This window comes from Bradyrhizobium sp. ORS 86, from assembly GCF_045571475.1.
In the GTDB taxonomy this organism is placed as follows: domain Bacteria; phylum Pseudomonadota; class Alphaproteobacteria; order Rhizobiales; family Xanthobacteraceae; genus Bradyrhizobium.
On the sequence record NZ_CP120699.1, the window covers coordinates 2,734,407 to 2,756,005 of the forward strand.

At 61.3% G+C, this 21,599-nt stretch carries 20 protein-coding genes; 10 read left to right on the top strand and 10 right to left on the bottom strand.

Features of this window, described 5'->3' with window-relative positions; genetic code table 11:
* Nucleotides 1-47: 47 nt before the first annotated feature.
* The 10 genes from pseG to P6U25_RS12345 all read left to right on the top strand — a co-directional run bounded on the left by pseG (nt 48) and on the right by P6U25_RS12345 (nt 11,352).
* On the top strand, nt 48-1,130 hold the full coding sequence (gene pseG / locus P6U25_RS12300; RefSeq protein ID WP_407151430.1) for a UDP-2,4-diacetamido-2,4,6-trideoxy-beta-L-altropyranose hydrolase: 1,083 nt from the start codon (nt 48-50) through the stop codon (nt 1,128-1,130).
* 148 nt (nt 1,131-1,278) lie between these two features.
* Nucleotides 1,279-1,674, top strand: a complete 396-nt coding sequence (locus P6U25_RS12305) for a GNAT family N-acetyltransferase (protein WP_407151431.1) — start codon at nt 1,279-1,281, stop codon at nt 1,672-1,674.
* Between the two features lie 69 nt (nt 1,675-1,743).
* On the top strand, nt 1,744-2,853 hold the full coding sequence (gene pseI / locus P6U25_RS12310) for a pseudaminic acid synthase (protein WP_407151432.1): 1,110 nt from the start codon (nt 1,744-1,746) through the stop codon (nt 2,851-2,853).
* Nucleotides 2,846-4,249: a surface carbohydrate biosynthesis protein gene (locus tag P6U25_RS12315; RefSeq protein WP_407151433.1), complete on the top strand. Its 1,404-nt coding sequence runs from the start codon at nt 2,846-2,848 to the stop codon at nt 4,247-4,249. The genes pseI and P6U25_RS12315 overlap by 8 nt, the downstream gene beginning before the upstream one ends.
* 3 nt (nt 4,250-4,252) lie before the next feature.
* Nucleotides 4,253-5,761 carry a lipopolysaccharide biosynthesis protein gene (locus tag P6U25_RS12320; protein ID WP_407151434.1) on the top strand — a complete coding sequence of 503 codons (1,509 nt, stop codon included), beginning with the start codon at nt 4,253-4,255 and terminating at the stop codon, nt 5,759-5,761.
* 161 nt (nt 5,762-5,922) lie between these two features.
* On the top strand, nt 5,923-6,807 hold the full coding sequence (locus tag P6U25_RS12325) for a hypothetical protein (protein ID WP_407151435.1): 885 nt from the start codon (nt 5,923-5,925) through the stop codon (nt 6,805-6,807).
* Between the two features lie 25 nt (nt 6,808-6,832).
* A complete protein-coding gene (locus P6U25_RS12330) occupies nt 6,833-7,741 on the top strand; it encodes a class I SAM-dependent methyltransferase (protein ID WP_407151436.1) in 909 nt (302 codons plus the stop codon).
* A 63-nt stretch (nt 7,742-7,804) separates the two neighbouring features.
* Nucleotides 7,805-9,241 (top strand): DUF6418 domain-containing protein, encoded by a 1,437-nt coding sequence (locus tag P6U25_RS12335; protein WP_407151437.1) that lies wholly within the window; start codon nt 7,805-7,807, stop codon nt 9,239-9,241.
* A complete protein-coding gene (locus P6U25_RS12340; RefSeq protein WP_407151438.1) occupies nt 9,207-10,055 on the top strand; it encodes a hypothetical protein in 849 nt (282 codons plus the stop codon). Before P6U25_RS12335 ends, P6U25_RS12340 begins: the two co-directional genes overlap by 35 nt.
* Nucleotides 10,056-10,158: 103 nt before the next feature.
* Nucleotides 10,159-11,352, top strand: a complete 1,194-nt coding sequence (locus P6U25_RS12345) for an HAD-IIIA family hydrolase (RefSeq protein WP_407151439.1) — start codon at nt 10,159-10,161, stop codon at nt 11,350-11,352.
* Between the two features lie 14 nt (nt 11,353-11,366).
* Here the strand turns inward: P6U25_RS12345 and pseF are convergent, their stop codons facing one another.
* From pseF to P6U25_RS12395, 10 genes are read right to left on the bottom strand one after another with little or no spacing between them, the layout of a single operon-like run.
* Nucleotides 11,367-12,056: a pseudaminic acid cytidylyltransferase gene (gene pseF, locus P6U25_RS12350; RefSeq protein ID WP_407151440.1), complete on the bottom strand. Its 690-nt coding sequence runs from the start codon at nt 12,054-12,056 to the stop codon at nt 11,367-11,369.
* Nucleotides 12,053-13,228 (bottom strand): UDP-4-amino-4,6-dideoxy-N-acetyl-beta-L-altrosamine transaminase, encoded by a 1,176-nt coding sequence (gene pseC / locus P6U25_RS12355; RefSeq protein ID WP_407151441.1) that lies wholly within the window; start codon nt 13,226-13,228, stop codon nt 12,053-12,055. The genes pseF and pseC overlap by 4 nt, the downstream gene beginning before the upstream one ends.
* Nucleotides 13,225-14,226, bottom strand: coding sequence for a UDP-N-acetylglucosamine 4,6-dehydratase (inverting) (gene pseB, locus P6U25_RS12360; protein ID WP_407151442.1), 1,002 nt, complete (start codon nt 14,224-14,226; stop codon nt 13,225-13,227). The genes pseC and pseB overlap by 4 nt, the downstream gene beginning before the upstream one ends.
* Before the next feature lie 51 nt (nt 14,227-14,277).
* Nucleotides 14,278-15,117, bottom strand: a complete 840-nt coding sequence (locus P6U25_RS12365; protein WP_407151443.1) for an SDR family oxidoreductase — start codon at nt 15,115-15,117, stop codon at nt 14,278-14,280.
* A gap of 14 nt (nt 15,118-15,131) precedes the next feature.
* Entirely contained in the window at nt 15,132-15,893 is a 762-nt protein-coding gene (locus P6U25_RS12370; RefSeq protein WP_407151444.1) for an SDR family NAD(P)-dependent oxidoreductase, read from the bottom strand.
* Nucleotides 15,890-16,738: a sugar phosphate isomerase/epimerase family protein gene (locus P6U25_RS12375; RefSeq protein WP_407151445.1), complete on the bottom strand. Its 849-nt coding sequence runs from the start codon at nt 16,736-16,738 to the stop codon at nt 15,890-15,892. The genes P6U25_RS12370 and P6U25_RS12375 overlap by 4 nt, the downstream gene beginning before the upstream one ends.
* Complete coding sequence (locus tag P6U25_RS12380; protein WP_407151446.1) at nt 16,735-17,496, bottom strand: SDR family oxidoreductase; 762 nt, start codon at nt 17,494-17,496, stop codon at nt 16,735-16,737. The genes P6U25_RS12375 and P6U25_RS12380 overlap by 4 nt, the downstream gene beginning before the upstream one ends.
* Nucleotides 17,489-18,187, bottom strand: coding sequence for an acylneuraminate cytidylyltransferase family protein (locus P6U25_RS12385; RefSeq protein ID WP_407151447.1), 699 nt, complete (start codon nt 18,185-18,187; stop codon nt 17,489-17,491). The genes P6U25_RS12380 and P6U25_RS12385 overlap by 8 nt, the downstream gene beginning before the upstream one ends.
* The gene (locus P6U25_RS12390) at nt 18,184-20,103 is read right to left on the bottom strand and encodes an N-acetylneuraminate synthase family protein (RefSeq protein ID WP_407151448.1); all 1,920 of its coding nucleotides are present in this window, start codon (nt 20,101-20,103) and stop codon (nt 18,184-18,186) included. Before P6U25_RS12390 ends, P6U25_RS12385 begins: the two co-directional genes overlap by 4 nt.
* Before the next feature lie 16 nt (nt 20,104-20,119).
* Nucleotides 20,120-21,496 (bottom strand): CBS domain-containing protein, encoded by a 1,377-nt coding sequence (locus P6U25_RS12395; protein WP_407151449.1) that lies wholly within the window; start codon nt 21,494-21,496, stop codon nt 20,120-20,122.
* Between the last annotated feature and the right edge of the window lie 103 nt (nt 21,497-21,599).

Genomic DNA, 21,599 nt, shown 5'->3' on the forward strand with positions numbered 1-21,599 from the left:
AATTCCCGCGAAATGCGTAGTTTCCGGAAGGTCGCCGGATTGATTCGATGAACGCCGTGCAGCGGGTCATAATTCGCGTCGATGCCTCGGTCGCGATGGGGATGGGCCATCTTGCGCGCTGCGTCAGCCTCGCCAATGCGTTGGCTCAGAAGGGAACCAGCTCGATTTTCCTGATCCGAAGTCATGCTGCGGGGCTGGCCTCGCTGATTGAGGCCAACGGGCATGCAGTCAGGTTGTTGCCGGATCCAGAGCACCCTGCGGCGGTCACGTCATGGTTGCCAACAACATGGCAGTACGACGCGCAGCAAACGCTGGAGATGATCGGCGAGATCGGCCCGGCTCAATGGCTCGTCGTCGACCACTACGGTCTCGATGCGCGCTGGGAGCACATGCTGCGCGCAGGGGTTCCGCGCATCCTCGCTATCGATGACATGGCCGATCGTCCGCATGACTGCGATCTGCTGCTTGACCAAAATCTGGTCGCGGAGATGGATACGCGCTATCAAGGGCTGGTGCGTGCCAACTGCAGGCTCTTGCTTGGCCCACGCTTTGCGCTGCTTCGTCCCGCATTTGCTGCACTCCGCAGGGGGCTTGCAGCGCGCAGCGGAGAAGTCCGGCGCGTGCTGGTGTGTTTCGGCGGATCCGACCCTTCGAACGAGACCGTGAAGGCACTCGGCGCGATCCAGTTGCTTGCGACGGTCGCGCTCACGATTGACGTCGTGATCGGCGCGAGCAATCCGCATGTCGATGCGGTCTCTGCGCGGTGCCGCGAGTTGCCAGGTACCGAATTGCACCGGAGCGTAGACAATATGGCCGAGCTGATGGCACGCGCCGACCTGGCGATCGGGGCGGGCGGCACTATGAATTGGGAGCGATGCTGTCTCGGATTGCCGACGATTGCGATGGACATCGCCGACAATCAGGTTAGTGGCTTGACGGCGCTGGCCCGTGCCGGGGCACTGGAGTATCTGGGTTCGGCAGGCTCAGTCGGAAGCGTACACATCGCCCGTGCCGTGACGGCCCTGACGCGGGAGCCCGCACGTATGCGCGCGATGAGCGAAGCGGCGTTTGCGCTCGTCGACGGCGAAGGCAGCGACCGTGTCGGTACTGCGCTGGGGTCCATCTCATAGGCTTATAGGCCGGGCTTCGTTGCCGGATCGCCTGGGGGATTTTCTCTTGATTTTTCAATAGGAGATTGCGTCCTTCCAGCCCCGCTTTCGGTTGACTAGCGTGGGACTGAGGCCTATTTGGAGCAGGCGGTTGGGCGGGGTTGGCGCAATGGACCATTTTCGGATACGACCGGCTACGAAGGACGATACTCGGCTTTTGTTCGATTGGCGCAACGACGAGTCGACGCGGATGATGTCTAAGAACAAGGACGCGGTCGATTGGAGTGACCATTTGGGCTGGCTTGAACGACGGCTCGGCTTGGCGCAGCCGAACCTCTTTATCTTCGAGCTCGACGAAGAGCCGGTGGCCACATTCCGGATTGATGGCGAGGACCTATCCTATACGGTCGCGCCGGGGCGTCGGAATCAAGGTATCGCGAAGTTAATGCTGAACGAGGTCAGATCGCAGTTTGGGCGCCTGCGCGCGCATGTTTATGCCGACAACGTACCGTCGATCCGAGTAGCGCAAAACGCTGGCATGGACGTGGTGATCATCGATGTCTGAGCCTATGAGCGAACCTCGCCGCCGTCGATTGCGCGGTACCGGTGTCCGTAGACCTCTCGGGAGCAATTGATGACGGGGAGCGTCTCCATTGCCGGTCGCCTGATCGGTAGGTTGCATCGGCCTTTCATCATTGCCGAGATGTCGGGCAATCACAATCAGTCGTTGGAACGAGCGCTGGCGATCGTTGATGCTGCGGCAAAGTCCGGCGCACATGCACTGAAACTGCAGACCTATACCGCGGACACAATGACCCTCGATCTGGGCGAGGGCGAATTCTTCATCGATAACCCCAGCAGCCTGTGGCGCGGAACGTCGCTGTACAAGCTTTACCAGGAAGCTTACACGCCATGGGAATGGCATGCGCCGATCTTCGAGCGCGCTCGAGCGCTCGGCATGATCCCGTTTTCGACGCCGTTCGATGCGACGGCAGTCGATTTCCTCGAAGAACTCGGCGTGCCCTGCTACAAGATCGCTTCGTTCGAGAACACCGATCTGCCGCTGATCCGCAAGGTCGCTGCCACCGGCAAGCCTGTAATCATCTCGACCGGCATGGCGACGGTCACCGATATCGACGAGGCCGTTCGTGCGGCGCGGGAGGCCGGCTGCAAGGACCTGATCCTGCTCAAATGTACTAGCACCTACCCGGCCACGCCCGCCGACACCAACCTGCTGACCATCCCGCACATGCGTGCGTTGTTCGATTGTGAGGTCGGCCTATCGGACCACACCTTTGGGATAGGGGCCGGCGTGGCAAGCGTCGCGCTGGGCGCGACCGTGATCGAGAAGCATTTCACGCTCGCCCGCGCCGACGGCGGGGTCGACTCGACATTCTCGATGGAGCCTGCGGAGATGGCGGCGCTGGTAGTCGAAACTGAGCGCGCCTGGATGGCCCTTGGCGATGTCCACTATGGCCTGACGGAGAAGGAAAAGAAGTCGCTGATCTTCCGCCGCTCTCTGTACGTTGCCGAGGATCTTGCGGCGGGCGATGCACTGACGGATAGGAATTTGCGGATTATTCGGCCCGGGCTCGGGTTGCCGCCAAAATACTTCGAGACCCTGCTCGGTAAGCGGGTCGGACGCGCAGTGCGCAAGGGCACGCCGATGAGCTGGGATCTCCTGTCGTCGGACGAATCCGTCACGCAAGCACGGCAGCATTTGCCGAGGAACGCTCGTGGCTGACCAGCCTCATGTTTGCCTCATCGTTGACAATCCCTTGCGTGATCTTGAGGGATTGGTCCTGCTCGGCCGGCAGCTTGCAGCTCGAGGGGTAAAGGTCACTCTGGTGCCGATGTATGAGCAGGGATTTGACGTGCTCGCCCTGCGGCCGGATCTGGTGCTTGTCAACTATACGCGTCCCAACAATGCCGATCTGATCAAATCGTACAAGCGTGCCGGCATCTTGGTCGGCGTGCTCGACACTGAGGGCATCGGCGGCAAGAACAGCGATCAATTCGCGGAGATGGTCAAGAGTGCGGGCTGCACCGAGCTTGTCGATCTCTACTGCGTCTGGGGACAGGCCCAGCACGCGGCGTTCCTGAAGCACGGCACGGTGCCCGCGGAGCTGCTGCACGCGACCGGGTGTCCGCGCTACGATTTCTGCGCGGCGCCGTGGCGTGCCGCGCTGCCAAAGCCCCCGGTTGCGCCCGGTTATGTGCTGATCAACACCAATTTCCCAACGGTGAATCCGCGGTTTTCGACTGGCTCGTCGCACGAGGAGGAAGCGATGGTGCAGGCGGGCTTTACCCGCGACTTCGCGCGCGAATTCATCGCTGACAGCACGCGAGCCTATCGCGCGGTGCTCGACACGTCGGTCAAGCTTGCTACGCACTTTCCTGAAATCCAGTTCGTGCTGCGGCCGCATCCGTTCGAAAACCTGCAATCCTACGACGGCTTTGCCAAACTCCCGAATGCAAAGGTGCTGCAGAGCGGAACATCGCTGGAATGGATCAGCAGCGCTCGCCTGCTGATCCACCAGAATTGCTCGACGGCGATCGAGGCCACTATGCTCAACGTTGAGCCGCTCAGCATGGAGTGGTTTAACACACCGGCTTTGCGTCTGCAGGCAGCGACCTCCGTCAGCCGTAGCGTGGGGTCTGAGGCCGACCTGCTGGACCTAGTGAAGCGGGGGCTCGACGATCGACTTCCGCCACTTGCCAACGGAACCGATGAAGCACGTCGCCGGATCGTCACTGATCTTTATACCGCCGTTGACGGTGCCAGCGCCTCGCGCGTAACGGACGTTGTGCTCCGCACGATTAGCGCTGCGCGGCGCGGTGTGCGGGTCACGACATCTACGCCGCCGCCGTCGGCGCGCGGTCTTCTAGTCGGCGCGGTCCGGCGGACGCTCGGCTACAAGGCTAGCGCGGTGCTGCGCCGCGGTCTTGGTTCGGCCGAGACGGAACACCGCCGCGGTGGCAAGACATTTGCGCAAGACGTAGTAAACGCGGTTCTGGGGAGAATCGATGCGGCGTCGGCGGACGGGCGCAATTTCGTGGCACAACGCGCGACTGGCATTTCGCGGCGGACCACGCGCACCGCGAGCGGGCTGAGTCTGCAACTGACCGAGGCGAACTGATCCGTGCTACAACGCTTCCTGCGGAACACCGCCATCTCGGCCGTCGCCTTTGGGCTGGCTGGCATACTCGGTCTTTTTGCGGTTGGCGTGATAGCGCGGTCCTACGGAATCGCCGTGCTCGGCCTGATTGTGCTCGTGCGTTCTTTCCTGCCGACGGGCCTGTTGTCGCTGATTGATTTCGGCGCTTCCGAGATCGCTACCCAGGCGGTGGCGCGCGGCCGAGCCGGTGGTTGGTTGCCTGCAAGCGAAAAGGTGTCATTGCTCGCCGTCATTGCTGCCGTCGTGGGATTGGCGTCAGGTCTCGCGCTGTGGTTTGGCTGTTCCCTGATTGCGACCGTGTTCAAGGTCGCGCCGGATCAAATCCAGTCGTTCATCGCGATCCTCAGGGTGACCGCGCTGTTGCTGCCGATCACCTTCCTCGGTCTCGTGGTCGAGGGCGTCTTCAAGGGTCTTGAGCGCTACGCATGGCTGCGGTCGACCGAGATCGGCAGCAATGTGGTGTATGTCGTTGCGGTCTACGCACTGGTTTGGCGCGGAGCGGCTTTTGAATGGATCGCCTATTGGTATCTTGCAACGGTCGTTGCAAAATATCTGGTGCTGATCGTCGCGCTCGTGCCGATCGCGCGAGAAGCGCCGTTGCACCTTGCGATGTGGAGCGACGAGAGTCGACGAGATGTGCTTCATCGCTGCTGGCTGATGCTCAACAGCCGGATTGGCGGCGTGCTGCAGCAGACGGCGATACCGATCATGATCGGAGCGCTCTACAGCCCTACTCAGGTCGGAGCCTACGACCTTGCGATGCGCTTACCGCGTTTCATGAAAACGACGATGGCGCCACTCTATTCGGCGATTGTGCCCATCTCCAGCCACATCGACGAGACCTCGGACACGCGCAGGATGCAGATATTGGCGCGCAATGGAGTGGTCATGCCCGCGGCTATCATCATACCGGTGTTGGTCGTGATCGCGCTGTTCTCTTCGGATATTCTGGCGGTCTGGGTCGGCGCTGAGCATGCTAGCCAGTGGCCATGGCTGGCCCTGGGGTTGCTGCCTCCAGCGATGACCCTGCTCGTCAATAGCGGCCAGATCGCGCTGGCGGTGAGATCCGAATTCCTGCGCGTCAATAACAGGCTTCTCTATCTGCAGGTTTTCATCCAATATCTGACAACGCTGATCTTCTTGCGTTGGTACAACGAGATGGCGTTCATCATCGGCTGGGTAATCTCTTATCTCGTAGTGTCGCCGGTTGTTGCTCACTACGTGTTGCGCGAGATGCAGCTAAGTGCATCCCTGTTCTGGGAACAGATTGTGCGACACATCGTGGTGGCGGGAATCCTTGCCGTCGTTGTTTTGCTCTGCAAACTGCTCATTACGATCGACGGACTGGCGCGCCTCGTCGTCGTGGGGGGAGTGAGCTGTGCCCTGGCCTGGGGGCTGAGCGCCTACATTGCACTGTCGTCGAGCGACCGCGCAATGTTCGGCCGGTTCGTGCGCGCCATGACGCCGCGTTAGGGCCGTGGTCCGAGATTACGATGCGAGTTCGTGGGGGTTCCAGGTCCTTGCCGGTTTCCTTGCCCGCGCTGGTTGTTTTTGCTATTCCAATTCATCATGAGCGCGGGGCGCCACGCGACGCCGTGAACCAGACATTTCGGCCCTAAAATCGGATGCGACAAATGGGATTGATGTCCAGAACGCTTTGGCACGTTAACCGGTCACCGCTGCGGTACGCAGTTAAGACCGGCGTAAGTGCGTGGCACCTTAACGAGAAGCTCGAGCGTCGGCGGCAGGCGCAGGCACTGAGCGTCTCTTCGGCCGAGCGCTCCAAGGCGGATGACCTCAATCGCGACGGTTATGCCATCGTTACAGAATTGATGGACGCATCTATCCAAGATGAGTTCGCCCAGGCGGGGCTTGTCAGGTTGAAGAACATCGACACATCCGAGAGCAAGCAGACGTCGACCTGGAAGAAGTTCTGGGTCCGGCTGCTCGATACCGAGATGAAGGATGGCAAGCTGAGCGCGGATAACGTCTTCGTCCGTTACGCGCTACAGCCCGCCGTAATCAACGTCGTTGCGACCGCGCTGGGAGAAATCCCGTGGCTCGACTATGTGCTGCTATCATATTCGCGCCATACCGGCGAAAGCCTTGCTTCGTCGCAGCTTTGGCACCGCGACCATGACGATGTACGCGTAATCAAGCTGTTTAGCTATCTCACCGACGTCCAGGAGGATGGCGACGGTCCGTTTACGTTCCTACCGCGCCAATCGACCGACAAGTTTGGATATCCGCTCCGGCGCAGTCATTTTCCGGATGAGCAGGTGTTCCAGAAGGTCTCGCGGAGCGATATCAAGGTGATGAGAGCGCCGCGCCTGACTTCGTTCATGGTGGACACAGCGAAGTGTCTCCACATGGGCAGCCGGATGGAGCCCGGGCATGGCCGGCTACTGTACACAGCAACGTTCTTTGCCTTCCCACGCATGTATCCAGGTGGAAAGCAGCGGCCGTTTGCGTTGACGGCGAACACGACGCCGTTGGAGAAGCTGGTGATGGGTCTTTGACCGGCGCGCGAGGTCGCGCCGCATATTGCGCAGCGGTTCGCTGATGAGGATTTCTGTGGATTTCAAGCCTGACGTGAGGCGCGCGTCGCCGTTGGACTTATCGCGGGCCTACGCGATCGATGTGTTGCGCAGCCTGCGTCGTCTGGCATTCAAGAATGTGCGGCGCACGCACGATGTCGTGGACGCGGAATATAATTCCGGCGAATGGGGCCGGATCCTCGCGGAGCGCGCCTGGTTGCAAGAGCCGACGCTCGAGGAGTTCCTGGTTGGTCAAAACCAAGCACCGCGTTTGGCCAAGGTCGATGGCCAGATCGTTCGTATTTCGACCTGCGATTACTATCGGTATCGGCTCGGCGCGCTCTCGCAATTGATCTCGCGACACGCCGGCGGAGCGACCTCGCTCCTCGAGCTTGGCGCAGGCTTCGGATACAATCTGTTCTCGCTCGGCCTCGACCCGCGCTGGAGTAGGTTGCGCGGGCTCGACATAGCCCCGAACGGAATCGAGGCAGGACGGCAGATTGCCAGCCATTTTAAGCTCGATGATCGGATCAGCTTCAACCGTATCGACCTGACTAACCCCGGCGATCCCGCTTTCGTGGAACTCGCCGATGCGACGATCTTGACCTATTTCTGCATCGAGCAGATTCCCTACGCGGTCGCCGACGTCGTGGATCATATCCTGAAGGCGCGCCCTGGCCGCGTCATCAACATTGAGCCAGCGATCGACATGTTAGGATTTTCCGATCCACGAGATATTGCAAGTCGCATCTACATTCGATCCATGGACTACCAAACACGGTTGTGGACGCTGCTCGATGAGTTGGAGCGCAAGGGACGCATTCGTGTGATCGCGAGGGAGCGCATGAGTTTCGCGCCCACGCTGCATAATGATGGACTACTCTACACTTGGGAGCCGCTGAGGGACTCGGACTGACCTCGGGATAGCCTGGGCTTTTGTATCGACGGGGAAGAGATGCACGTCCCATGGTGGTGGAGCTTGGATAGCTTGTTTTCGGCAATGATCTGTATCGTGGTCGCCAGCCTTGTGCTTGCAGCCATGGGGCGGATCGCGACAAGTCGGCCCGCCCTTCTTCTGATCGTGTTCTTTTTCTTCTTTGCGTTTGCCTGGCGGCTTGTCTCGGTTCTCTACATCGATGTATTTGGTCCGGTTTACTCCGAACAACTGGAACGGCAGATCGGTCCCGGTCTCGCAGTCCTGCCGCTCGCGGCGTCCCAGGGGCTGGTCATCGTAGCACTGCTCTACTCCTTTCGACCGCGACGGCTGCACGCGCTCTCGGACGAATCTGTCATCCGGCTCTCTGGCTTGCTTAAGGCCGGAAGATGGGACTTGTCCGATCTGGCTTTTCGCACTGTTGGGTTGTTCGTGCTTGCGCTCTGGGTGGAACTGCTCGTGAAAGGACACATTCCGTTGTTCGCGGGGACCGAGCGGTTTAGTTATTCTCAACTTTATGGCGGTCCCTTGCATCAACGTCTGTTGCAATGGGGGCCAATGCTGGCGTTTCAGCTTGGCATTCTGCTGACGCTTCCCGCTCTCCACGACAGGCCGCTGGACCGCCGGTTTGGGCTGTTGTTCGGCGCCCTGATGCTATATCTGTTTGCGGTCGGACATCGCTTTTCATCGTTCTATCTGTATCTCTCGTTCCTCATCATACCGTTGGGAGCCGTCCTGCTCGGGCGTCAGTCGACCGGACGATCCTTCGTGAAAGTGTTGCGCAGTTTCTGGCTGCCGGGACTTGGTTTTCTTGTTCTGGTTGGAGCGGCGCTCACCTATTCGTACGCCGTCGTTCGGGGCGGCGAGGTGGCCGCGGTTCAAGCCAAGCTGGTGCAGCGCATCCTCGTGCAGCAGGGCGAGATGTGGTGGATGACGTACGAGCGTGTCTTTCTGCATGGCGACTGGAACACCAACATTGCCGCCTTCAAGCTGTTTGTTGCTCCCTTCAATCCGAATCGCAACTCGACCATGCAATTCCTGATGGAGATGGGACTCCCACTCGAACGCGCTCAGTTCATCCTCCAGCAGGGATCGGCCTACACTGGCGGCTGGCCCGAAGTGCTCTTCGAGCTGGGAGGGCCGATCGAAGGTTTTTGTCTGGTTGCCATTTCGGCCACATTATTTTCTGAATTCATGTTCTTGCTGGTGCGCTGCATCGTCGAGGAGCGTTATGCCACATGCTTTTTCCTGACCCCGATCTTGTATGCGGTCACGATCTTCCTTGCGTCGGGTATGGTCAATTCCTTCATACAGTTCACTTTTATGGTGAAGCTGGCCGCTGCCGTTTTCGCGTATGTTCTGGAGGATAGATGGCGGCGGAGCTTGATCAAGTCTGCATCGCCGGACGCCGGCGGACGCCTTGCGAACAACGAAAGGGGACCGCAGCATGACTGTATTGCAAGCGCGGATATCAGTCGCTGAGTATTTTGGCGAGCTGTCCACGTTTCTTGGTCGTTCGGTTCGGATGCGGTTGATTACGATTCTGTCGGGCACGCTGGCAGCGATGCTGGTCGCATTCTTCGTCAGTCGAATGTTGCCCGCCACCTACAACGCGACTGCCACTGTTCGCCTCGCTCGTCTCGACGGCGCGGATCTGATGACACCGCAGGCGACGGCTATCCACATGAATTCCCGGCCGTTTCTGCTCAGGGCTCTCGATGCCACGGACCTGCCGGAGAGCAGCGGCGACCGTGGTCGGAATCTTATCCTGGACACCTTCAACGCACGACCCGAAACATCGGGCTCATTGATGCTCTTCGCAACAGCGGCGAGCGAGCAGCAGGCCCGCAGTGCAGTGGAGGCTGCGGTACGCCAGTTGAACCAGGACCAGGAAAAGCTGCGTGATCCTCTGCTTTCAGAACTCAACGGCCAGCTCGCTCTGGCCGATACAAACGTCGCCAGCCTGACGCGAATTCGAGAATTTCTGGCAACGGCCGATTCAACTGCACCGTCCGCATCGGGCGATCCCTCTTCGCTGGCGTTTCGGCGGATGTGGCTGCTTGATCTGACGGCGAGAAACGAGGAAAAGCTGGCCGCCGCAGCGGCAGAACGGCGTGCGCTGGCAGCGCGAATCGGGCCCACAAAGACTTATCCGGCTTCGCTCAGCGAGGATGTGACGATCACCCAGGTATCGCCGCGGCCGGTCCGACATGCGATCTTCGCGGGGGCGATCGCGTTGCTGGTCCTGCTGCTGTACGCCATGGTCCGCATGCCGGGCCCCGCCCGCGCGGACTAAGGATCGTCAATCATGTCGAGCCAAGCGGCAATCTTGCCCCGGATCATCGTCCATCTGCGGTAGCGCACCCAGTCGGCCATCCGTCCTGCGAGGAGACTTCGCGTTGAAACAAGCCGTCGTACTAGTGGGCGGACTGGGGACCCGGCTGGGCGAACGGACGCGCACCGTGCCGAAGCCGCTGCTGGAGGTCGGCGGTAGGCCGTTCCTCGACTATATCTTGGACGAACTTACGCGCTACGGCAGCATCGAGAGCATCCTGCTGCTGGCCGGTCACCGGGCCGAGCAGGTGGTCGGCCAATATGACGGCCGGCCCTGGCGGGCGGCGACGATCTCCGTGATTACGGAACCAGGCCAGCTCGGTACCGGCGGCGCGCTGAAGCACGCGGCGCCTCGGCTGGCTGACCGATTCTTCCTGCTCAATGGTGACTCCTTTTTCGACTTCAACCTCCTCGAGCTCGCGGTGGAAGCGGCCAGGTCCGCAGCCACTGTGCAGATGGCGCTAAAGCGTGACCAAGCCGGTGACCGCTATGGCCGAGTTTTGCTCGAACGCGACGTGGTGCGGAGCTTCCTGCCAGCCGGCGCGCAACCGAACGGTCCGGTCAATTCAGGCGTCTATTGCGTCGACCGCCGGATTCTTGATCTCATCGACGAAGTACCATGTTCGCTTGAGCAGCGCGTCTTCCCAATCCTGGTCGCGCGCGAGCAATTGCGCGCTACGCTCTACGACGGCTTCTTTATTGATATCGGAATCCCAACCGACTTCGCCCGCGCACAAGTCGAGATGCCAGCAGCGCTGTGCCGGCCGGCGGTGTTCTTCGATCGCGACGGCGTACTTAACGTCGATAAGAACTACGTCCACAAGGTCGAGGACTTCGAATGGATCACCGGCGCGCGCGAGGCGATCAAGCTATGCAATGACCGCGGCTATCTGACCTTCGTGGTGACAAACCAGGCTGGCGTTGCGCGCGGCTACTACGGGACCGATGCGGTTCACCGACTGCATGACTGGATGGCCTGCCAGCTCGCCGAGGTCGGTGCCCATATCGAGCAATTTCAGTACTGTCCTTTTCACGAGGAAGGCGTCGTCGAAGAATTTCGTCGCAGCAGCGACCGACGCAAGCCTGCGCCGGGCATGATCCTCGATTGCTTCAAGGGCTGGCCGGTGCGCATAGAAGGGAGCCTGCTCATCGGAGACCAACCGCATGACGTCCAGGCCGCCATCGCCGCCGGGATAGAAGGCCATCTGTTTGCAGGCGGTGATCTCTCAAGCTTCATCCGACCGCTGCTCCGGGCGTAGCGCCGGGGATGCCGCTACTTGGTGTTCTGCGCGCGGTACATGAACTCCGCGATCTCCCAGTCTTCAGGCGTATCGATGTCCTGTACTAGCGTGCGCGGCAGCGGGACGCCGATCGATTGCGGTGAGAAGAGCGGTACATCGTCGAGGAAGGCCCGCGCGGTGCCCCAGTAGAATTGGCCAGCATCGTGGTAAGCCGGCTCCAGGTCCTGCGAGCGCGCCATGCGGTGCTCGGGATAGAGCGCGTCGACCCGTCCGCCCGATCCGAGCCGTACAGCGCGCTGGATCGGGAACGCGTAGCCCGTTACGGAAAACGCGAAGGCGGCATCGGAGGCTAACAGCGCGTCGTGCCCTTCCTGGATGAACAGCGGCCGGATCAGCGGCGCGGTCGCGTAAATGCAGCAGGCGTGGGTGACGTTGTGCTTCTGCGCGATGAACCACTCCACCGCATGTCTGACGACGGCATTGGTGCCGGTGAAATCGTCGGCGATCACCTTCGGCCGCATGAAGGGTATCGATGCACCGAACTGGTGCGCGACCGCTGCGATCTCGTCGTCGTCGGTGGAGACCACGACCTGGTCGAACAGTCCGGTCGCAAGTGCCGCTTCAATCGAATAGGCTATGATGGGCTTGCCGCAGAACTCGCGGATGTTTTTGCGTGGAATCCGCTTGCTGCCGCCACGGGCTGGGATAACTGCTATCTTCACGCCAGGATCTTTTCCAGTGCTGCAACGACGGTGTCCTGCTCGGCATCGGTCATCTTCGAGAACAGCGGCAGTGTGATCGCATCCTCGTAATAGCTTTCAGCTTCTGGAAACATGCCGGTGGTGAAGCCGAGATTACGGTAATACGGTTGCGTGTGCACCGGAATGTAATGGACGTTGACGCCGATGCCGGCGGCGCGTAGCGCATCGAACACCTGACGCCGGCTGAGCTTGACCTCGTTGCGGTGCAGGCGGATGACGTAAAGATGCCAGGAGGATTTGGTGTCGGGATGCTGCCAGGGACAGGTGAGCGGCAGCTTCGTCAGCAGCCTGTCATAGCGCGTGGCGAGTTCGCGCCGGCGCGCGATGAATGAATCGAGCCGAGCCAACTGGCTCGTGCCGAGCGCGGCTTGGATGTCGGTCATCCGGTAGTTCAGGCCTAGCTCGATCTGCTCGTACATCCAGGGGCCGTCGCGCTCCTCGTTCGATGGCTGGCCGTCCGGCGCACGCTGGGCCGGACGGATGATGCCATGGGTGCGCAGATAGCCTATGCGTTCAGCCAGTTTGACGTCATTGGTGAGCGCCATGCCGCCTTCGCCGGTCGTGATGATCTTGACCGGATGAAAGCTGAAAATGGTGGTGTCACCGTAGTCGCCGCAGCCGATCTTGCGACCGCGATACTCACCGCCGACGGCGTGCGAGGCGTCCTCGATGATCTTGAAGCCATAACGGTCCGCGAGCACGCGGATCTCCGCCATTTCGCAGCATTGACCGGCGAAGTGCACGGGCACGACGACCTTCGGCAGTCGTCCCTGCTTGTCGGCCGCCGCAAGCTTCTCGGCCAGCGCCGATACGCTCATATTGTAGGTGCGCGGATCGATGTCGACGAAGTCGACGCTTGCGCCGCAATAGCGTGCGCAATTGGCCGACGCGACGAAGGTATTCGGCGTCGTCCACAGCCAGTCGCCAGGACCGAGGTCGAGCGCGATGCAAGCGATGTGCAGGGCAGCGGTCGCATTCGCGACCGCAATCGAGCTTCGGGCATTGCAATAGGCCGCGAGCGCGCGCTCGAACGTCGGTCCGGCCTGTCCCTGTGTCAGCCAGTCCGAGCGTAGCACCTCGGTGACCGCGTCGATATCTTCAGGCGAAATGTCCTGGCGACCGTAGGGGATCATTGGACCGCAATTCGGTTGAATTCTCTGATTTCGGCGATATCGAGAAAGTGATCGTTTCGGCCCGAATTATACTCGAAGCCGTCCACGACCGGCTCGCCTTTTTCGCCGATCTGGTTGGTCAGATAGTCGATATCCTTGCGGAAGAACTTGATCGTCGGCTTGATCACGAAATGGTCGTGGAAGCGCAACGTCAAATGCGAGTCGTCGGTCGGGCACATGATCTCGTGCAGCTTCTCGCCTGGTCGGATACCGACTACCTTGGTCGGGAGGCCAGGCGCCATCGCGGCCGCAAGGTCCGGGATACGCACCGAGGGGATCATCGGCACGAATATCTCGCCGCCGGACATTCGCTCAAAGCTCTTGCGCACGAAATCGACGCCCTGCTGCAGCGAGATCCAGAACCGCGTCATGCGCGGATCGGTGATCGGCAAGTGGTCGGCGCCATCAGCGATCAGCTTGTTGAATAGCGGCACGATCGAGCCGCGCGAGCCGACCACATTGCCGTAGCGAACGACACTGAACATCGTCTGATGTCCGCCTGCCATGTTGTTGGCTGCGATGAACAACTTGTCGGAGGCGAGCTTGGTGGCGCCGTAGAGATTGATCGGCTGCGCCGCCTTGTCGGTCGACAGTGCGACGACCTTCTCGATGTTGGCATCGAGCGCGGCCTGGATCACATTCTCGGCGCCGTGCACGTTGGTCTTGATGCACTCCATCGGATTGTATTCCGCCGCCGGCACCTGCTTCAGGGCCGCAGCATGCACGACATAGTTCACCCCCTTCATCGCCGTGCGTAGGCGCTCGCCGTCGCGCACATCACCGATGAAATAGCGCATCGCGGGCTGGTCGAACTCCTGCTGCATCTCATACTGCTTGAGCTCGTCGCGCGAGTAGACAATGAGCCGACGCGGCTTAAAGCTCTTCAGCACGTTACGGACAAACTTGCGCCCGAACGATCCGGTGCCGCCGGTAATCAAGACGGATTTATCGTCAAACATGCTGGATTCTGCACCGGCTGATATTGAAGGTATTGTGGGAGTGCGGCGTGGTTACCACACGCTCCTCCCGCCGTCCACGACCATGTTTTGGCCAGTCATGTAGCTCGACGCGTCCGAGCAGAGGAACTGGATTGCGGCACGGTACTCTTCGACGTCAGCCATGCGACCCATCGGGATCAGGCGGGCGAGCTTTTCGACGAAAGCGGGATCCTGGTTGTTGAAGACGCCCCCCGGTGAAATCGCGTTCACGCGGACGCCTTTGTCGGCCCAGTACGTCGCGAGGTATTTTGTTAGGCCTATCAGGCCATGCTTGATCACCGAATACGTCACCGGCTTGACCGGCTGTTCCTCTTCGTGCGTGACGTTCGGTTGCCGGTAAAGCCGCTGGTCCGGCGCGATCACGCCGAGGTCGGAGGCGATGTTGAGGATCACGCCGCGGCCTCGCGCGGCCATCGCGCCGCCGAACACTTGCGAGCACAGCATCGCGCCGGTCAAGCCCACGGCGATCTCCGTCTGCCATTGAGGGACCGGGAACGCCTCAAAGCGTGAGGAGTGCGCCACGCCCGGTGCTGAGGTCACCTTCGGATCAATCGCGGCATTGTTGATGAGGATGTCGACCGCGATGCTGGAGCGGGCGAGGTCATCGCTGACTGTACGGATGGAGTCCACCGAGCTCACGTCAAGCGCAGCGGGCACGAGATCCGCCGACGGGATCTTGTCCCTGATTGCGGTGACCGCGGCTTCGGCCTGCGCCATGATGATGTCGGTCACCACGACGCGCGCGCCAGTCTCGACCAGGGCGGCAACGTGCTGGCGTCCCAGTAGTCCGCCGGCGCCAGTGACGAGCGCAGTGCGTCCCGATAGATCGTAACGAGAGGCGAGGGCGGTCATCGGATGGCTCCATTTCAGGCGCGCAACTGGCCGCCGTCGGCGACGATCACCGTGCCGGTGATGAATGATGCGCGGGGCGAGGCAAGAAAGGTGACTAGGTTGGCGATCTCTTCGGGTTTCCCGAGTCGGCGCAACGCGACTTCGTGCTCCAGCATGTCGTCGACGGCTGCCTTGTTTTCTTTGATCTTGCGTGCCCAGGTGCCGTCAGCGGTCAAGATATTGCCTGGCGCAACGGCGTTGATCCGGATGCCCTCCAGCGCAAGCGGCCGTGCCAGCCCGCGCACGGTGGCATTGAGCGCGGCCTTGGCGGCCGAATAGGTGACGGGCGCACCCAGAGCGGCAAGGCCGCAGATCGAAGAGATGCAGACGATAGCGCGCGCTCCGCTGCCGCGCGCCATGATCGGCCGCGTCGCCTCTATCATGTTGGTGGTCGCGAACAGATTGAGCGACATCACCCGCGACCATTCCACCGATGTCTCGCTGCCCGGCGGAACCGACGCACCACTGCCGACATTGCAAACGAGGATATCGATGCCGCCCCATTGCTGCTCGACCTTGCTTGCCAGCGCAAGCGCCGCAACCGGGTCGGTCACGTCAGCCGCATGACACGAAGTTTGGCTGCCGATGTCCTCGCCCGCCCTCTTGAGCGCGTCGAGACTGCGGGCGGCGAGAGCAACCCTTGCGCCCTCCGCAGCGAGCGCTCCGGCGATCGCGAGTCCGATGCCGCGGCTGGCGCCGACAACGAGAGCGACGCGGTTTTCGAGCTCGAGCTTCATCGTCGCGCAGCCTCGATCCAGCCGATCGTCATGTCGCGATATCGCGCCAGCGCACCGGCGTGGTCGCTGTCGGTCGCGCGCGCCGTCTGCAGGATATATCGGCTGACATAGCCGGACTGCTCGATGAGCCGAATGGTCTTCGCGAGATCGGCTGCGCCGGTTCCGAGTGGCACCGTAGTGCCGCCGCGCAGGCGGTCCTTGACGTGAACGTTGAGAATGCGCGGCGCGTAGGCAGCGATCTCGTCCGCGCTGTCATAGCCGAGCGCGGCGCTGTTGCCGATGTCGTAGTTGATGCCGAAGGATTCACGCGGCAGTTTTGCAATGAACTGCGCCAGCGGCGCCGGAGGCAAGTCAGATTCGAATACAATCTTGACGCCTTGCTTGACAAGCGCCGACGTTCGTTCGTGCAAGACGCGGAGTAGTGTCGCTTCTTGGTCTGCGCTCTCGATCTTGCCGTTGTCGACCAGCGGGATCACAACCAATTCGATGCCGAGGGCGCCGCAGGACGCGATCACCAGGTCGAGGTCGCTGACCAGCGCCGCTTGGGCATTGCCGCTTACCTTCCAGAACGGCGCCTGCATGAAGCAGTCGCCGGTGAGGCTCGGAATGTGCACGCCATTGGCGCTTGCGAGGTCGAGAACGCTGCTTTGTCCGTCACTGGTCGTCAGCGGATTCTCGCGCAAGCGATCCTGATCGATGGTCCATTCCATACGCGTCAGGCCGAGGGCCTTGGCGCGCGGAAATTCTTCACGCCATTCGTTCCAGGGAAAGGCCTGGATCTTGCCGTTTACCGGGGCCGACAGCCGCCCCTGCATGAAACCGATACGTTGAAGCGGTGAGGTCACGATGGGCGATCCCTGGCTGTTGCAAGGCCCTTGGCGGTCCAGCCGCCGTCGACGAACAGCTCCTGTCCGGTGATGTAGGCTGATGCCGAAGAGGCTAGGAAGATCGCCGCACCGACGAGGTCGTCCGGTTGTCCCCAGCGGCCGAGCATGGTGTGGCGGCGACGGTCTTCATGCATCGCCGGATTGGCATGGCTCGCGGCCGTCATGTCGGTTACGACATAGCCGGGCGCCAGCGCATTCACGCGGATGCCATCGCGCGCGTAATCGGCGGCGAGCGCGCGGGTCAGGCCGGCGAGACCGGCCTTGGCCGCGACGTAGCCGGGATTGCCAGGGAAGCCGCGCACCGAGTTGATGCTGGTGATGTTGACAATCGAGCCGCCGCCCGCCTGCTTCAAGAGCGGATAGGCGGCAAGAATGGTTGCGTAGACGGCCGTTAGATCGGTCGCGATCGTGGTACGAAAGCGGTGCAACTCGTCGGCCTTGCCGGCAGGCAGGCTGATGCCTGCCGCGTTGACAAGAATGTCGAATCGGGCGCTCGCCTTGGCGACTTCATCTAATGCGCGCTGGATCGCCGCGTCGTCGGCAAGGTCGCAGACGATGGTGCTCACCCCCTGCGGCGCGATACCGGAGCGGCTGAGCCCGAATACGGTCGCGCCTGCACTCGCAAGGCCGGCCGCGATCGCTTTGCCGATGCCGCGCGAGGCGCCGGCAACAAGTGCGGTCTTTCCGGCGAGCGAGAATGGACTGAGGTCAGTCATAGCCATAGCTGCGCATGATTGCCGCACACAGTTTGATGTCTTCGATGCGGTCGATCTGGAACATCTTGTGCCGTTCCATCAGGTGCATTCCGATCTTGCCGCCTAGGCGGTTCTGGTGCTCGCGCAAAAGCGAGGGGATGAACACGTAGAACGAGCCGTTTTCGAGATAGCGCTTTTCGATCTGCTGGCGCATGCGGCGATTTCGAAAGTCGTAATTGATCGGCTCGGGGCCATTGGTGCCGATGCGCCAGTTGAAATAGTCCTCGACCTCGCAGACCGAGAGCAGGCTGTCGAGCTTCTCGCGGTCGAAAGTCTCGAGCGCGCCTTCGATGTCGCCGGACTCGCGGATCGGCGACGTCGCCTGCAGCGCGACGATTCGCTCGAACGGGCCAAGCCTCTGATCCAAGGCTTCGAGGGCATGCAGCCAAGCCGATTCCGAAGAGGCGAAGTCGCCCGAGATCTCTCCGGGGCGGCGGACGCCGATCGCGCCGGCAGCTTCCGCCGCGGCAAGGATGGCATCGCTGTCGGAGGAGACTGCCACAACATCGACACCGCGCGCCGCGGCCGCCTGCATCACGGTCCAAGCCAGCAGCGGCTTACCGCAGATGTCGATCAAGTTCTTGTTCGGAATGCCCTTGGAGCCGCCGCGTGCGGCGACCACGGCGAGCGTGCGCTTTGCCTTGCCGGTCATACGCGGCCCTCAAGGCGTTCAAGCGCCGTCCAAAAACCTTCGCCCATGTTCTTGTGACCCTGCCAGATCTCTGGGATGAAGGAGGCGCCGGGCGCATGCTTGCGCAGCAACGCGCCGACCTCGTCAAAGTCGATCTCGCCTTCGCCAACCTGCAGGCCTTCGCCGTCAAGTCCCTTGGCATCGCCAAAATGAAGATGCGCGATGTGCGGGCCAAGTTGCGCCAGACCTTCCGCGAAGTCGAAGCCGAAATGATTGGCCGCAAGCTTGGTGTGCGAGATGTCGACGCACATCCGCAAATCATGCTCGGTGCAGAAAGCGGCTGATTCGTGCGGGAAGATGAAGATGTTCTGGTGGCGCTGGCCGCCAAAGTGCCAGGGGAAGGGTGCCATGGTCTGTGGGATCAACTCGACTCCTTCCATGTCGAGCTCCTTCAGGCTCGCCGCGAAGATGCGGTAACGCTCAGCTTTCTCTTCCGGCGGCAGCGGCTCGTCCATGGTGAAGCCGCCGATATTGGCGACGATCGGCGGTCGCTTGGTGCTGGGGAAGAACTTCTTCAGGCCGCGGGTGATGTCGATCACTGCCTGGGTCTGCTCGAGCGAGTAGCGTCGCAGGGATTCGTCCGGCGTTGCGAGGTCCATCAGCTTACTGCCAGCGAACAGCTCCGGTGCATGGACGACAAAGCCGAGATCGTAGGTGCCGGAAAGGTAAGCAGCGGGATCGCGCTCCATGTCGCTGTAGCTGAGATGGAACTCTATGATGTCGGGCTGGCAGATTTCCAAAAAGCGCTCGGTGTCATGATAGCGTACCGGCACGCCCCAGGGCCGGTCGAAGCGATAGCGCCGCGCCTGAACCGTCCCCTCATGGAGATCGCTTTGGAAGAAGTAGTCGTCGGCCGACATTTTGCGTGCGATGCGCTTCCCGATCAGTGCCGGCATCTTCAACGGCGAAAGGCCCTGACCGGGGCTTTTCACTGCGACGTCGGCGTCCGAAATGACCGTGCCGGGAGCGATATCGCGCGCCGCGACCAGGCTTTTCGCGAGATTTTCGCGATTGATCAACTCGCCTTGGCTCAGCGCGCGTTCGGCAAGCTTCTCGCCGCGCGCGGCTTCGATTTCGCGGATGCCCGAGACCAGCGCCTTGAACTCTTCGGGCTCGAGGCTCGCTGCGTGGTCGGGCCCTTCCATCTCGCGATCAAGTGTGATGTGACGCTCGACCACGACGGCGCCGAGTGCCACCGCGCCTATCGAAACAGCGATGCCGCGTTCGTGGCCGGAATAGCCGACGAAGGGGTGGATCTCGCGCAGTGTTTCCATGAAGCGCAGATGGATGTTGTGAAGCGCAGCCGGGTAGGTGCTTTGACAATGCAGCAGCACGTAACTCGCCGCACGATCGTCGAGGAACCCTGCCGCGGTCTTGATCTCGTCTGTCGTGCTCATACCGGTCGAGACAATCAGCGCCTTGCCAGTGGCGGCGAGCTTTGCAAGGAGCGGCAGGTTGGTCAGGTCGGCGGAAGCAACTTTGTAGGCCTGAACGCCAAAATCTTCGAGCGCCGCGACGCTCGCCGCATCCCAAGGCGTGCAGAGATACTGCATCCCTTTGGAAGCGCAATAGTCGGCGATGCCGCGCTGCTGCTCAGTCGTTAGCTCGAAGCGGCGCAGCAGGTCGAGCGTGTACTCGACCGCAAGATCATCGTCCTTTCCGGACAGCGAGGAGGCACGATAGACCTCGTCCAGCTTGCGCATCTGGAATTTGGCGCAGTCGGCACCGGCGGCGACCGCCGCGTCGACCAGCGCGATCGCTTGATCGAAGTCGCCGTTATGGTTGTTGCCGACCTCGGCTATGACATAGCACGGCTGTGTATCGCCGATGGTACGGGTGCCGATCCGGATTGCGGCAGCTTGCTTGGTCGAATTCATCAGCACTTTTCTCGATCTATGATGTCGTATCCGCCGGAAACCGCGATTTCCAGGACTTGAGTCCGTTTTCCTCGAATGCAATGCGCGAGCAGCGCAGACCTTTTTGTTCCAGTGCTGCGATCAGTGGGTAGCGCTTGAACGGGCGGACGAAGAACATGAAATAGCCGCCGCCGCCGGCGCCGAGTAGCTTGCCGCCGACTGCGCCGTTGGCCTTGGCGTGATCGTAGATTCCGTCCAGCTCGGTCGAACTGATCTTGGAGCTCAGCTGGCGCTTGGCGTGCCAAGACTGGTCGATCAGCCGGCCGCATTCGAGGAGTTGGCCGCGCAGCAGATGATGGCGAATCTGGCGCGTTACTTCCTTCTGCTTGGCCGCCGCGGCGATCGCATCGGTGGTCCGGTGCTGCGCTTTCTGATCACGGTGCACCGAGCCGGAATCGTGATTGAGGCCCGTGTAGCAGAGCACCAAGCTCTCCTCGAGTTCAGCTATGATGTTAGGATCAAGGCGTAGCGGTACGATGGTGTTCTGTTCTGAGGAGAATTCCATGTGGTTGAAGCCGCCGAATACAGTTGCGTACTGGTCCTGCCAGCCGCCGGGAATGTTCAGCATTAATCGCTCGGCTTGGAATGCCGTTTCGGCGATCTCGTGCCGATCCCACTGATCGCTGCGGAATTCGTTGAAGCAGCCGATGATCGCCGAAGACACCACGGCCGAGCCGCCGAGGCCGGAACCGACGGGAAAATCGGCGGATACGTCGAGATCGAATCCGTAGGCTGGGTTGATCAGCCGGATCACCGACTTGATCAGCGCCAGTTCGCCGTCGCTGCCGAGGCTCGCGAGATCGTCGGCCTCGATGCGACGGCGGAAGTCATGTGAGTAGATCCGAATGCGACCGTCATTGCGCCGCCGCAGCGTGGCATGCGCGTACATCCCGATCGTGGCATTGATCACGGCACCGCCATTGTCGACAAAATAATGGGTGAGGTCGGTGCCGCCGCCAGAAAAGCTGATGCGGACAGGCGACCGAGCGCGCGCGAACACCTCGCTCTCGGCGGATAGGCTGAACAAGTCGCGGCTGAAGACGTCGACCAACCGCAGGTCGAGATCGAGGATCGGGACGACGTGCACCCGCTGGTCGAGCAATTTGAGAATCTGCTCGCGTGGTGCGCCGGCGCGAGCCCAGACAAAGTCGCGATTAATACAACTTGCGACCTGGCCGGTGATCGAGACGCCGGTCAAGAGCCGCCTGCGGATATCGCCGTCGGTGACCGCGCCGACAATGCGGCCGGCGCCATCCTCGGCGAATAGGATGCCGAGCTTGTTGGCATTGAGGCGACGAAACGCCTCCTCAATGGATTCCGTTTCTGCGATCGTGAGGTGGCTCTTGCCTGCCAATGTCCTGGGTCCAAGTCGGGGGGCAAAAAGTAGAGGAAATTCCGGTTCTTATGACCGGCGCGAGCCGTCCGAAAACGTCTCAAATTTCGAGTCGTTAGATACG